Raw genomic sequence first — 13,002 nt, 5'->3', positions numbered from 1 at the left:
GCGGATGCAGAACGACTTCGGGTCCGCCGACGGCGACCGGCTGCCCGAGCCGGAACGCTGGAAGGTGCTGGGAAACCGCTCCTTGTACAGCAGCCCCTGGATAGGCCTCGACCTTGTGAAGGTGGTCCCGCCGGGACGGGAGCCCTATGAGCACCACGTGGCTCGTGTCGCCGACGCGGTCGGGGTGGTGCTGCGTCACCCCGACCGCGGGGTCCTGCTGCTCCACCGGTATCGATTCATCACCGACACATCCGGTTTCGAGATCCCGGCGGGCGCGTTGGACGAGGACGAGGGCGTCGAGGACGCCGCGGCCCGCGAGGTGCTGGAGGAGACCGGGTGGACCGTGCGGGACATGAGCCGCATGCTGGTCTGCAACCCCTCCGACGGGGTCAGCGACCAGCGTTTCCACTTCGTGTTGGCGACAGCGGACGAACAGACCGGAGAGCCCGTCGACGCGTACGAGTCGTCCGCACGGGTCTGGTTCCGTCCCGACGAATTGTCGTCGCTGCTCCGCGACGGAAAGGTGCCGGGCGCGCTGACCTCGGTCGCTCTCCTGCACGCACTGCACTTCGGCATGCTGTGAGCGTCCGATGCCGTTGAGGAGCGCCGTCTTCCTGGACAGGGACGGCACCCTGAACAGGTCCGCCGCTCCCGGCCAGTACGTTCGCCGTCCTGAGGACCTGGAACTGCTACCGGGAGCGGCGGAGGCCGTCCGCCACATCAACGAGGCGGGTGTGCACGCGGTACTCGTCACGAACCAGCGATGGCTCTCGGAGCCGGCCGCGGACAGGCGCGCCTACGAGGCGGTGGACGCCAGGCTGAGCGCCCTGTTGATGGAGCACGGCGCCCGGCTCACCGCCCGCTACGTCTGCCCGCACCCGCTGCACAGCTGTGACTGCCGGAAACCGGCTGCGGGCATGCTGGTGCGTGCTGCGGCCGATCTCGGACTGGACCTGGCCGCGTCCTGTCTGATCGGGGACTCCGCGACCGATGTCGAAGCCGGCCGCACGGCCGGCTCTGCCACCGTCCTGATCCGTCCTCCGGGGTGCGGACCCCACGACACCCGGGCGGATTTCGTGGCCTCGGACATCCGTGAGGCGGTGGGCTGGGCTCTGGGGGCCGGCTCCGGTGTTCGGAGGGGGGCGGTTCACCGGTAGCCCCGGGCCTGGAGCGCGTACAGCTCCGCATAGAGCCCGCCTCGGCGGATCAGCTCACCGTGGTCGCCGGCCTCCGCGACACGGCCGTCCGCCACCACCACGATCATGTCGGCCGTGCTGATGGTCGAGAACCGGTGTGAGACGAGCAGGGTGATCCCCCCATCGGCTGCGATCTTCCTCGCCTGGGTGATGTAGCGCTTGAAGAGGGCGTCCTCCGCCTCGGCGTCGAGTGCCGCGGTGGGTTCGTCCAGTACGAGCAGGAGCGGCCGGTCGCGCATGAACGCGCGACCGAGCGCCAGCTTCTGCCACTGGCCTCCGGAGAGTTCCGCGCCGTCGGAGTAGCTCTTGCCGAGTTGGGTCCCCAGGCCGTCCGGGAGCGGGGCCAGCACGTCCTCCGCGTGTGCGCGACGCAGTGCTTCCACGACCGCGCTCTCGGAGGATTCACGTGGCAGGTCGCCCACTCCCACGGTCTGCCTGACGACGAACTCGTACCTGGCGAAATCCTGGAATCCGGCCGACATGCGCGCGTGCCACGTCTTGGAGGGGATGGCCCGTAGAGGGGTGCCGTCCACGAGGATGTCGCCGTGCGTGGGCCGGTAGAACCCGCAGAGCATTTTGACCAGGCTCGACTTGCCCGCCCCGTTCTCGCCGACGACGGCGACCGTGGCACCGGCCGGTAGGTGGAGGTCGACGTCGCGCAGCACGAGTGCCTCGGTGCCCGGGTAGGCGAACGACAGCCCCCTGAGGGTGATGCCGCTCCGGAGGCGGTCCGGGGCCGCTGTCCCGGCGTCCGGGGCCGGTGGGGGGGCCGGAGCCGGTCGGCCCAGGGCGTCCTGGAGTTCGCGGAGCCGGCGGTCGACGCCGCTGAGCCTCTGGAGGTCGGGTACCAGGGCGACGACCTGGGCCACCTGGGAGTTGACCTGTGAGGCGAGAACGACCACCAGCACCACGTCGCCCACCGTGCTGCGGCCCGTGATCGCTCCGTGGGCGACCAACAGCACCGCACTCACGTATCCGGTGGCGAAGACGAGCTGGCTCAGGGCGCGCAGAAGGGTGGCACGGCGCTGTGCTCTCCACAGGTCGCCGCTGGTCAGATCCCAGAGCTCCGAGTGCCGCCGTCGCACCTCGTCCTCCAGCTGGAAGACCTTGAGCTCCTTGGCCGTGGCGGAGGCCGTGGTCAGGTGAACGAGGTTGAGCGCTCGCCGGGTGGGTTCCGCGGTCCTGCCCCTGGAGGCGTCGACGATCTGCTCGGCTCGGCGCCCCGCAAGGATCGGGGGTACCGCGAGCAGCGGCAGGAGGAACAGGACCGGGTGCAGGAACGCGAGCATGACGGCGGTCAGCAGCATCCCGAAGGCGAGCCCCGACGTGGCGAGCAGTGCCTGGAGCGTGTTGCGGGTCTGGAGGACCTCGCGTTCCAGCACGGTGAGCCGGTCGGCGTACTCGGGGTTCTCGTGTGCCTCGAGGCTGGAGGAGCCGTTGGCCAGGGTGATCAGCTGGTGGTTGTAACGCAGCATGTTGAGTTCGGCGAGCTCGTAGTACGCGATGTGCGCGAAATGCGAGCAGGTGAGCGCCGCGATCAGCAGCACCGCTATCAGGACGCCCAGGAGCACGGCCTCCCCGATCCTGCCGTCGAGAGCCGCGTTGACCAACTGGCGGAGGCTGATGCCGGCCAGTGGCATCGCGGTTCCGCTGGCTATCATGAGGCCCACCGCCGCCAGGGTCTTGCCCGGGCTCTGCCGCCAGCACATGGCCAGCAGGCCGCCAGCGGCGATGAGGAGGCGTCTCATCCGTGCCCTTCCGATTCGTCGGTCGATGAGGAGGTCGCCGTGGTGAAGCGGGCGGCCTGCAGCCGGAACATGCGGGCATACTTGCCGTTGGCCCGGACCAGCTCGTCATGTGATCCCGCTTCGGTCACGCGGCCGTCCGAGAGCACGACGATGTGGTCGGCGTGTCGCACCGTCGAGAACCGATGCGAGATGAGCAGGGTGGTCGCACCGTTGGCGGGCCGGACGAACTCCTCGAAGAACCGTGCCTCGGCGCGCGCGTCGAGGCTTGCCGTCGGCTCGTCGAGTACGAGCACTCCGCCGTTGTGCCGGAGCCGGAAGAGGGCCCTGGCGAGTGCGAGCCGCTGCCATTGTCCGCCGGACAGGTCGACCCCTCGTGCCATGTGCTTCGCCAGCGGTGTGTCGAGTCCGTCGGGAAGGACCTCGATGGTGTCGAGTATCCCGGCGTCCTTGGCGGCTCCACGGATCTCGTCGCGATCACCGGCGACGTCCCCGTGCCGAACGTCGCCGAAGCCGATGTTGTCGGCGGCGCTGGTCTCATAGCGGTTGAAGTCCTGGAAGACCACGGCGGTGCGGGACCGCCAGGCGTCCAGGGGGAAGGAGGCCAGGTCGACGCCGTCGATCGTGATCGTGCCTTCGTCGGGCTCGTACAACCGTGTGAGGAGCTTGATCAGGGTGGTCTTGCCGGCGCCGTTGCTTCCCACGATCGCCGTGCACATCCCCGCGGGAATGCTCAGGTCGAGTTCGTCGAACACCTGGTGCTTCCCGCCCGGGTAGCGGAAGGACACGTGGGAGAACCTGATCTCCTGACGCGGTGTGGGATCGGCGGCGCCGGACCCCGCCGTCCCGCCGGCGGCCACGGGTTCCCGGGCCCTCCTGAGCGCTTCCGCGCCTTGTTCGAACTCGGTCAGCGCCCGGTAGGCCCTCATGCCGTGCAGGGTCTGCATGTCCGACTCGGGGTAGAACTCACCGAGTCTGAGGCAGTTCAGCACCGCCTGGGTGACCAGCGCGAGGGAGGTGAGGGACGCCCCGCCGGCGCCGGCGCTCGCGACGGCGACGAGTACCCCCATGGTGATCCCCAGTCCCAGCGCCGTGTACCTGAGGTAGGGCCAGAGCAGGAGCCGGCGCCGCTCCGCCCACGTCGGTGCGAGCCATCGCAGGTAGACCGCTCGGTGGCGATCGCGCAACCACTCGACCAGTCCGAAGGTCCGGATCTCCTTCCCGGCCGCCGCGCCCATGGCCAGCTGCCGCAGGTAGCGTGCCTCACGCCGCTCCTTCGTCAGCCTCTCCCAGCTTTCGCTGTACTTGCGCAGACCGCTGCGCAGCCCGTAGCGGAACATGAGCACGGCGGCCACCACGCCGACCCCGGCCGTCCAGGAGAAGCCGATGCCGATGACGAGGAGGTAGCCGAGCAGCTGAACGCCTCGTGAGATCAGGTGGAGCGCGCCGGCACATGCCCTGCCAGGGCTGTCCATGCCGAGTTCGAGATCCTGTTTCGCCTCTCCGAGACGTTCGATCAGGTGTTGGTTCTCCAGGGCGGCAAGGCCGGACCCCCGCAGCGAAGCGGTGATGATCCGGTCGAAGAGCCGTCCGTCGATGCGCCGGGCCAGGTGGTCGCCCAGTGTTCTCTGGGCCGGAGCCAGTGCCTGGTGGGCGGTGAACGCGACCGAGGCCAGCACGAAGGCGAACACCACGGCCGACCACTGCGCCGAGCCGGTACCGGCCTCCGCGGCCGCGGGTATCAACCCGAGCATGACGCTGGTGCCGACCACGAAGAGCACCGGAAGTGCTCCGAGCAGCACGTTGCACACGATGACGGCCAGCACCGGCCCCGGGCCGCCCTGGGGCAGGAGACCGGCGATCTGGCGCAATTCGGCGCCCACGGAGCGGACGAAGGTCCGCTTAGAGACGATTGCGGATCGCCAGCCCACAGCTCACCCCTTCCACCACCAGATCGGTCAGCGGCTCCTCGCATGCGTTCAGGACCGCCGTATCGGCGAAGCGGCGCATCGCTCCGGGGCCCATCGTGCGCAGTGCCTGGCGCGGGGCTGCTCCCGGGGACGGAGCGCGGTGGGGGGGCGGGCCGGGTGCCGGAGGCAGGAGCGCCCCGAGCGCGATCGCCGTGATCCACAACTCGTGAAGCAGACCGTAGCCGAGGCGTAGCTCCAGGTCGACGGTTCCGCGGCTGCGCTCCAGCTCCCGGTCCAGCCCCGCCGCGATCTCCGCAGGGGGGAGGCCGAGCTCCGCCAGCTCTCTTCGGGTCGGTCCCTCGTCCTCCATGCGCAGGGTTCTGGGGTCGTAGGAGAAGCACAGGGACCGCCCTTTGCTCCATGTCTGGGTCGGTATGCGGAACGGAGCGTGCAAGACTCCCGGAGCGGGTTCCGGGGCCTCGGGTTCCAGCAGCCACGTGGCCGGTCGAACACCGTCGGATTCGTTTCCCACCAGGCTCGGTACGGTGTCGTGGTCCACCAGTTGGGGCGCGAGCGCGTAGGCTGACCGCCCTTGGGCCGCGAGGTGGCGGCGCAGGGCGATGTCGTCGGGTACGTCCGGGGAGAAGTGGGCGGCCGCGTCCGCGACGAAGGCCCGAGCGTCGGCCACGGGAAGCACGGTGGCCTGTGTGGGCACGTAGGTGTCGATGCATTCGGCCAGGCCCACGCCGTGCAGCGCGGCCCAGCGGATCATGGTCGCCGTCTGGCAGCCCCACTCCGCGAACGTGCAGAGCACCTTGTCCGGATGCTGGGAGACCGAGGCCAGCAGCCGCGGTACGAAGTCGTCGACGGGTAGGACGTCGTCCTGCACGACGAGATGGTGGGTGGCGCCGGGGCCGGTGGAGGACCACGCGGCGAGCGCGGTGCGCAGGGTCGACCTGGGGCCGGTCGGGTCGGGGTCGTACACGATCCGGGGCGAGAGCGCGCTCAGGCGCCGGGCGATCTCCTCCGCCGAGGCACGCCGGGCGGGGTGCGCCATGATCGCGCAGGAGACCGTCGGGGCGGCCTTCGGTCCGGATGCGCGCCCCGGGATGTTCACAGAGCCCATGGAAGCGGCTCCGGTGCGTCGAACCGCGAGGAGATCGCGGTGACGTTGGTCGGGGACGTCATGGCGAGGGTGACCTCGAGGACGTGCAGCGCCTGCCGCGCGGACAGCCGCGGGGTCCGTCCCTCTTCCACTGCCGACGCGAGGTCGGCGATGCCCCGGGGGAAGCTCATCCGGTGGTCGGCCGAGTAGTGCTTGCGGTAGACGAAGGGGCGTACGTGTTCGACTTCGTTCTCCGGCAGGAGGTAGTCGTGCCCCGGGTCGGTGGCCGTCCGCAGCGTGATCGGCGATCCGAAGTCCCAGCAGTTGTCGAGGCGCAGTACGCCCCCGTCCCCGACGACGGTCAGTGAGCGGTCGGGAGGCGCGACGATGCTGCACGTCAGCCGGGCTACGACCCCGGAACCGAATCTCAGCGAAGCCGTCACGTAGTCGGGTCCGACGCCCCCCTCTTCGCCCGGAGGCAGTTTGTCGGGCATGAGGGTGGCGTGGTCCGCGACAACACGGTCGACGGGGCCGAACAGGGTCGTCAGCGCGGAGAGGTGGTAGGCCGAATGCTCGATGTTGCAGCCCAGGGCGAACTCGTCCTTGTAGGGCCAGGGGCTGCCCGTGCTGTTGTGCCAGGTCGGGAAGTCCATCAAGTGGACGGCGCCGTCGTCGAGCTGGGCGTAGACGAGGCGTGGGGTGCGGACCGAGCCCTTCCTGACCTCGCGCCACACGGTCTGGAAGGCCTCACCGAGGACGTTCGCCGGGGCACACGCCACCAGCAGGCCGGACCGGTCGGCCTCTTCTACGATACGCCGCCCGTCAGCCACGTCGGTGGCCAGCGGTTTCTCCGTGTACACATGTCTGCCCGCGGCGAGGGTGGCGAGCGTCACGTCGGCGTGGCTCTCGGGGTTGGTCAGGTTGACGACGATCTGTACCCGGTCGTCGGACAGCAGTTCGGAAAGCGTGCGGTAGACCTCGACGCCGTGCCGCTCGCCGACGGCGGCGGCTCGCTCTGTGATCCGGTCGTGCACTCCGACCAACGTCAGCTCCGGGTGGTCGATGAGCGGGTTCAGGTAGAAGTCCGATACGTAGCCGCATCCGACGACCGCGATTCCGGTGGAGGGACGGCTCACAGGGCGCTCCTCGTCGTTTCGGGGGTGGTTCCGGTGGAGGGTGGACCGGGCAGGGCGGAGATGGCGGCGCCCACCTGGGCGGTGACCGCCTGGAAGGAGAAGCGTCGTGTGACGAGTTCGTGTCCGGCGGTCCGCAGCCGGCGGGTGAGCGCTCGGTCGGACCGCAACCGCTCGAAGGCGGCCGCGAACTCGTCCGGTCGGTCGGCCCGCAGGTAGTGAAGCCCATGGACGAGGCCGAGCCCTTCCACGCCCTTGGCCGTCGAGACGACGGGAGCGCCGAGCGCGAACGCCTCGAGCACCTTGAACCTGGTGCCTCCGCCGACCTGAAGCGGGATGAGGAGCGCACTCCGTCCGATCAGCTCGCTCAAGTCGTCGGGGTCGGGGAGAACACGCAGGCCCGGTGTCGTCTCCACGGCCTGTGACAACCAGTCCGGGCAGCGCGCGCCCGCGATGACGAGTGGCAGTGCGGACGGGGCCCCGCGCAGGAGCGGCAGGACCTCTTCCACCAGTGTGCGCACGGCCTGTTCATTGGGCCCGTAACTGATCAGGCCGGTGAAGGCGGCGGCCTCGATCTCGTTCTCGGGCACGGTGGCGGTCGTCACCGGGATCGCGTTGCTCACCACGTGGACGGCGTCGGATCGGCTGGAGCCGTGGAGCTTCAGCAGCGTTTCCCGGTCGTGCCCACTACAGACCCAGACCCCGGCGGCCTGCCGCAGGACCTTCTCCTCGACCGCGAAGATCTGCCGGGTGTGCTCCTCCGTGTACCGGCTTGCCATCCGGTGGGCAGCCAGCTCCTGCCGGAGCGTGTACTCGACGTTGTGCATGTCGTCCACGACCGGGACACCGGTGCGGAGTCTGATCTGTTCGGCGTACCGATGCAGCCGCAGCTCACTGGCAACCACGAAGGAGGGGGCCTCGGCCACCACACGTGAGACCAGGTGCTCGCTCTGTATCGGGCAGTAGGAGGTGGCGAACGGGTCCTCGAGGCCGTCGATGTCCTGGACGTCCCCCTTCGGGTGCTGACACATGAGGTCAGGGGACGCGCAGGTCACGGGGTAGTACTCGGTCGGCAGGAACGCTGAGAGCGCGGAGTGCAGAGCGCGCCACCGCATGGGGGCTCCGCCGCCGCGGTCGGCCAGGTCCCCGGGGGCCAGGAGCATCGCTTTCGTCGCGCTGTCCGCGCTGCCGCCCTGACTGCTCACAGCTGCCTCCCTGTGGTGGTGGCCGCCCCCGGGCGGTCGGCGAGCCAGAGCCTGTACCGTGCGGCCAGCTCGTCGTTGAGGGCCGTGGCCTGGCGTCGTGGACCGGGGTCGGTGAACTCTGCTGCACGTGTGTGGATGCCGAGCAGCTCAAAGGTGGAACTGAGTACCGATTCTCGCCGGTCCACCAGGTCCTCGTACGTCACGCTGAGCGTCGGGAACCGGGTATCGGCGAGCCAGTCGGACCAGGTGGAGTGATGCCGCCGGATCGCGGTGATGAGTTGGTGCACCTCGGCCGAATCGAAAAGGTCCGCGGTGAGCTCCTCCGGGTTCGTGACGAGGGCCGCAGGCGGACCCTCGCGCCACCAGGTCGTCGTCGTGGGGACCCGCCGCGGTGCCACCCCCGGCACATCCACGAATATTCCGGTTCGGCTCGCGATGATCATCGAGACCGCCTGGGCGACCACGTCCCTGCGGCTGACCGTGATGATGCGGACGTCGTCGCGGTAGCCGTCGGGGAGCAGGTCGACCGGAGAGGCCATCTGGCCGGTTTTCAGCAGTGGCTCCAGGTGGTAGAGGAAGACCTTGACCCCGAACCGGTTTCCGGAACCGGTCCGGCCGAGCAGCGCACGCTGGTAGGCCGCCCAGTCCGTCGCTCTGGGCGCCCCCGGGCGCGAGTCCGGATGCGCGAGTTCCTGGGCGGCCAGGTTCTCGTGCAGGGAGGAGGTCCCGTACCACTCGGCGGGTTCACCGGCCTGTCCCGTGGCGTGCAGGGCATGGCAGAGGAGGTTGGTACCCGTGCGTGGTGAGCCCAGGACGAGGTAGCCGATTCTTCCCCCGTGTGCGCCTCTCATGCCTCACTCCTCCTCGTTCCCGGAGCCGACGCCGTCGAGCGCGCGTCTCCCGGCCGCGATGACCCGTTCGACACGATCCTCCGTCAACCCCGGATACACCGGCAGGCAGACATGCGTGCTCGCGAAGCGGTCGGTCTCCGGTAGCTCCTCGGGCGTGGAGCGGTCGGCGGACGCGGGTTGCCTGTGTATGGGCAGGGCATGACCGGTGAGCGGACCGGGTAGTTCCACGAGCTGCTCGGCGAGCGCTGCCGCGAAGTCGTCGCGGTGCCGCTCGGTGGGGAGTTCGAGCCAGTACTTGTAGTGGTTCGGCCGGACCTGCGGGGGGACCGGCCGGCGGTGGGGACCGAAGGCGGCGTCGTACCTGGCGGCGATGGCCCGCCGTGCGGCGAGGCGCTCGTCGAGTCGGTCGAACTGGACCAGCCCCAGGGCGGCCTGGAACTCGGTCATCCTGGCGTTGGTGCCGAAAATTCGGTGGACCCCGTCCGGAGAGCGGCCCTGATCGCCCAACAGCCGCACCAGTCGGGCCAGGTCGGGGTCGTCGGTGACCACGGCGCCGCCTTCACCCGTGGTCAGTACCTTGCGTGCGTAGAAGGAGAAGGTCGCCGCCACCCCCCAACTTCCCGGCGCCCGTCCGTCGTGCAGGCTGCCGAGGGCCTGTGCCGCGTCCTCGATCAGCCGCAGCCCCCTCTCCCGGCACAGCCGCGCCACGTCGTCCAGGTGTCCGCTGATCAGTCCGCCCAGGTGGGTGACCAGCACGGCGGTGGTCGCCGGTCCGAGCGCGGCCTCCACCTGGGCGGCTGTCGGCCCGAGCTGGTCCGGGGCCATGTCGACGAACCTCACGTGGGCGCCGACGGAGGCCACGGCCGCGGCACTGGCGATGAAGCTGCCCGATTGGACGAGGACCTCGTGTCCGGGCCCGACCCCGAGGGCGCGTAGGACCAGCTCGAGTGCTGCGGTGCCGTTCGCCACGGCGACCGCGGCTCTCCGGCCGGTGTACTCGCGCAGCGCACCCTCGAACTCGGAGACCTGCGGTCCCGCGGTGAGGTCCCCCCCGGTGAGTGCCGACCTCATCCGTTCCACCACGGCGTCGACGTCGGCTTCGTCCAGGGAGAGCTCATGGGACGCCACCGCCGTCGGCTCTCGGGTTTCGTATGAGGTCAACGGGCGTCTCCCACAGGTGAGTCGAGCTTGTGTAAAACGTTCAGCACTTCGCCGACCAGGTGCTGGTGCGTGAGCAGGGCCGCCTCGTCGGTGATCAGGTGCTCGAACCGGTCCAGAGCGAGCCGGTACTTCGACCGCGGAACCGCCGACGGCGTGTGGCCGGGGGCAGGAGGGGTCTCCAGGAGCGGCCCGTCGACCATTTCGCTGTCGAGCACCAGCCGGCCGCGTGAGCCGGTGATGACCACAGGGGGCGCGCCGCGTGGCTCCGCGTAGCGGAAGTCGGCGTGCAGCGGTACAGAGGTTCCTTCGACGCTGAAGCTGCCCGTCAGTACGTGTCCGGCTTCGGGGGTGTCGTCGACTTCCCATGCCACCTGTTGAAGGGGTCCGAAGAGGCCCACCAACAAGGTGAGCGGGTAGGGGCCGAAATCCCGCGCGGGTCCGGCCCCGGGGCCGAGGAACCATGCCCGCCGCGGCTCGACGGCGCCGTTCACGTAGGGTCCGGTCTTGGCGAAGTCGACTCTGACGTCGGTGATCTGCCCCAGACTTCCGTCCCCCCAGAGTCGTCGAATCGTTTCGATGCTCCGACCGGAGGCGGTGAACGGTGCTCCTGCCACCGCGAGGCCCCTGGCGCGGGCCCGGGCGCACAGGTCGAGCCACGTCCGGGCGGTGGGCGCCGGCGGCTTCTCGACCAGGACGTGGTAGCCGTGGGCCACAGCGGCCTCGGCCAACGTGAGGTGACTGGGAATGGGGGAAAGGATAATCGCTTGGTCGCCTGGTGCTGCGGGCGGTAATTCGGCCAATGCATCAAGCCCGATTCGCGTGGCATCGGCACGCGCGTCCTCGGAAGTGTCGACCACCTTCACGCGGGTGTCCGATTTGGCGAGAAGGGGTAGGTAAGCGTTTCGCGCCACATGCCCGAATCCGACTATGACAGTGGTTTTCCCGGTCATCGGATTTCCCCTCGGGGGCGTTCGTCGCTGGCTGCGGACACGATGCCTAAAATATCGGTCAAACTGTTGATGCGTAGGGTTTCGGGGATCTCTGGTCTCAGGCGGTGAGGGTCGTACAGCAGGCATCTGCCAATGCCGGCGGCCCAGGCTCCGAGGAGGTCGTTGATGAGGCCGTCACCGACGAAGCACGCCTCGGACGGAAGAACGCCAGCCGTGTGGCAGGCGGCCCGGAAGATCTCGCCGTCCGGTTTCTCGACGCCGAACACCGTTGAGTCCATTGCGGCGCCGAAGAATTCGGCCAGGCCCGTCCTGGCCAGCTGTGCGGCGAGGCCGCCGTCGTCGTTGGCCACCGCTACCAGTGTCACTCCGGACGCCCGCAGCGCGGCGAGCACCGGTTTGGCGTCCGGTGCGAGACGGCTGTACAGATCGGGTCGCTGTACCGCCTCCTTGAAGGCGGCGCATGCCGGGGTGCTCGGGACGTCGAGCAGCTGGGCCCAGCGCATCGCCTCCTTGCCGAGGTCGTCCTGCCCGAGCGGAAGCCGCTCCCGACTCGCCTCGAGGGACAGCAGGAAGGCTGCCGATGCGTCGTGCTCCGCGACACCGGAGACGCCGTGCCGGGTCAGGCAGGCGGTCAGGACCGCCGGATCGATATGGATCAGGGTGGACCCTACATCGAACAGCACGGCGCTCGGCCGACCGTCAATCAACACGACCTCCCCGGGTGGAAGCCGGACGAGGATGCACAGACATAATTCTGTTCAAGCTCGGCAAACCTATCTGCTCGAAGGCGCATTGGCTCCACTCCGGCTGGGGTCGGATGGTGGAACCTTTCCTGAGACAGTTGTGGTTCTGCGTGTATCTGACCGCGGGGCGCTGATATCGGCCAGGCCGTTCTGGACGAGGGGGCGATGTCGGGCTGCCGGGGGCGTGCATTAACCCCTACGAGATCAGGAAGTTACCATATCCGGCGTATGGTTCTCTAGAGTGAAAAGGAGAAACTATTCGGGATCCCCGGTCGGGAAGCTGCTCGGTGTGCGCCTATGAGCAGACCTTTTCAAAACGAAGTCGCAGGTCACGACCCCGTGTCGGAGAGAGGAGGCCGCCCCCGGCGGCAAGGGCCCTTGGTGGGGCGGCCAGGGAGGCCTGAGACGTCACGGGCCCCGGTGCCGCGTTGTCGGGCGGCTCGGCCGCGCCCTGCCGCCCTCCGTGCGTACGGGGGCGGCCACCGCACCCGGAGTGCCGGGGCGGGGAACCTCCGCCCACCTCCCCCGTGAGGGCGCCGGCGAGCCCGGCTCCTCCCGCTGCACGCCCCGACGGGGCCCTCCGGCCGCGCCCTCCCGCCTGCGCGGGTCAGAGGTCCAGGACGGTCTGGCCCGGGGTCTGGCGGTCGCGTTCGCCGCGGCCGCGCCCCAGGCAGCGGCGGCACGTGACGGGGCCGGCCGCGGCGGTCAGCCGGAGGGGGTCGACGGCCGCGTGGCAGGCGATGGCGGGCACGGCCACACCGGCCCACATGTGCGTGGCGAGCTTGTGCACCACGTCCCCGCGTCCGATCCGGACGCCGGAGGCGTGGGCGAGCTCCTCGCGGCGCCGGCGGAGCGTGGCGGCCAGGTGTTCGACGTCGGGCTCGGGGATGCGCGGCTGGTCAGGGTCGGTCATGACTCCAGCATCGCCCACGGGGGTGACCGTCGGGGACGGGGAGCGCGCCCGCGGCGGCCCCGCCCCGCGAACGCCGGCGGCCCCGCGTCC

At 69.8% G+C, this 13,002-nt stretch carries 12 protein-coding genes; 2 read left to right on the top strand and 10 right to left on the bottom strand.

The features are described from left to right. Positions 1-4 precede the first annotated feature (4 nt). Positions 5-583 carry an NUDIX hydrolase gene (locus ACWGL3_RS02060; protein ID WP_267947823.1) on the top strand — a complete coding sequence of 193 codons (579 nt, stop codon included), beginning with the start codon at positions 5-7 and terminating at the stop codon, positions 581-583. 7 nt (positions 584-590) lie between these two features. Then, complete coding sequence (locus tag ACWGL3_RS02055) at positions 591-1,157, top strand: D-glycero-alpha-D-manno-heptose-1,7-bisphosphate 7-phosphatase (RefSeq protein WP_267947824.1); 567 nt, start codon at positions 591-593, stop codon at positions 1,155-1,157. Here ACWGL3_RS02055 and ACWGL3_RS02050 read toward each other — a convergent pair. From ACWGL3_RS02050 to ACWGL3_RS02005, 10 genes are all read right to left on the bottom strand, one after another. Then, entirely contained in the window at positions 1,148-2,944 is a 1,797-nt protein-coding gene (locus tag ACWGL3_RS02050) for an ABC transporter ATP-binding protein (RefSeq protein ID WP_267947825.1), read from the bottom strand. The two genes, ACWGL3_RS02055 and ACWGL3_RS02050, sit on opposite strands and share 10 nt — an antisense overlap. After that, complete coding sequence (locus ACWGL3_RS02045) at positions 2,941-4,872, bottom strand: ABC transporter ATP-binding protein (protein ID WP_452460687.1); 1,932 nt, start codon at positions 4,870-4,872, stop codon at positions 2,941-2,943. The genes ACWGL3_RS02050 and ACWGL3_RS02045 overlap by 4 nt, the downstream gene beginning before the upstream one ends. Further along, a complete protein-coding gene (locus ACWGL3_RS02040) occupies positions 4,844-5,977 on the bottom strand; it encodes a hypothetical protein (protein WP_267947827.1) in 1,134 nt (377 codons plus the stop codon). Before ACWGL3_RS02040 ends, ACWGL3_RS02045 begins: the two co-directional genes overlap by 29 nt. Continuing rightward, positions 5,965-7,092: a Gfo/Idh/MocA family protein gene (locus ACWGL3_RS02035; RefSeq protein WP_267947828.1), complete on the bottom strand. Its 1,128-nt coding sequence runs from the start codon at positions 7,090-7,092 to the stop codon at positions 5,965-5,967. Before ACWGL3_RS02035 ends, ACWGL3_RS02040 begins: the two co-directional genes overlap by 13 nt. Next, entirely contained in the window at positions 7,089-8,294 is a 1,206-nt protein-coding gene (locus ACWGL3_RS02030) for a glycosyltransferase family 4 protein (RefSeq protein ID WP_267947829.1), read from the bottom strand. Before ACWGL3_RS02030 ends, ACWGL3_RS02035 begins: the two co-directional genes overlap by 4 nt. Continuing rightward, positions 8,291-9,145 (bottom strand): Stf0 family sulfotransferase, encoded by an 855-nt coding sequence (locus ACWGL3_RS02025; RefSeq protein WP_267947830.1) that lies wholly within the window; start codon positions 9,143-9,145, stop codon positions 8,291-8,293. The genes ACWGL3_RS02030 and ACWGL3_RS02025 overlap by 4 nt, the downstream gene beginning before the upstream one ends. Before the next feature lie 3 nt (positions 9,146-9,148). Next, complete coding sequence (locus ACWGL3_RS02020) at positions 9,149-10,306, bottom strand: DegT/DnrJ/EryC1/StrS family aminotransferase (RefSeq protein WP_452460686.1); 1,158 nt, start codon at positions 10,304-10,306, stop codon at positions 9,149-9,151. Then, entirely contained in the window at positions 10,303-11,256 is a 954-nt protein-coding gene (locus tag ACWGL3_RS02015) for a Gfo/Idh/MocA family protein (protein ID WP_267947832.1), read from the bottom strand. The genes ACWGL3_RS02020 and ACWGL3_RS02015 overlap by 4 nt, the downstream gene beginning before the upstream one ends. After that, entirely contained in the window at positions 11,253-11,966 is a 714-nt protein-coding gene (locus ACWGL3_RS02010; protein ID WP_267947833.1) for an HAD family hydrolase, read from the bottom strand. The genes ACWGL3_RS02015 and ACWGL3_RS02010 overlap by 4 nt, the downstream gene beginning before the upstream one ends. Positions 11,967-12,606: 640 nt before the next feature. After that, positions 12,607-12,912 (bottom strand): hypothetical protein, encoded by a 306-nt coding sequence (locus ACWGL3_RS02005; protein ID WP_267947834.1) that lies wholly within the window; start codon positions 12,910-12,912, stop codon positions 12,607-12,609. Positions 12,913-13,002: the final 90 nt, after the last annotated feature.

The sequence above is a fragment of the Nocardiopsis sp. NPDC055824 genome (assembly GCF_053616335.1).
This window is presented reverse-complemented; position numbering and strand designations above follow the sequence as displayed.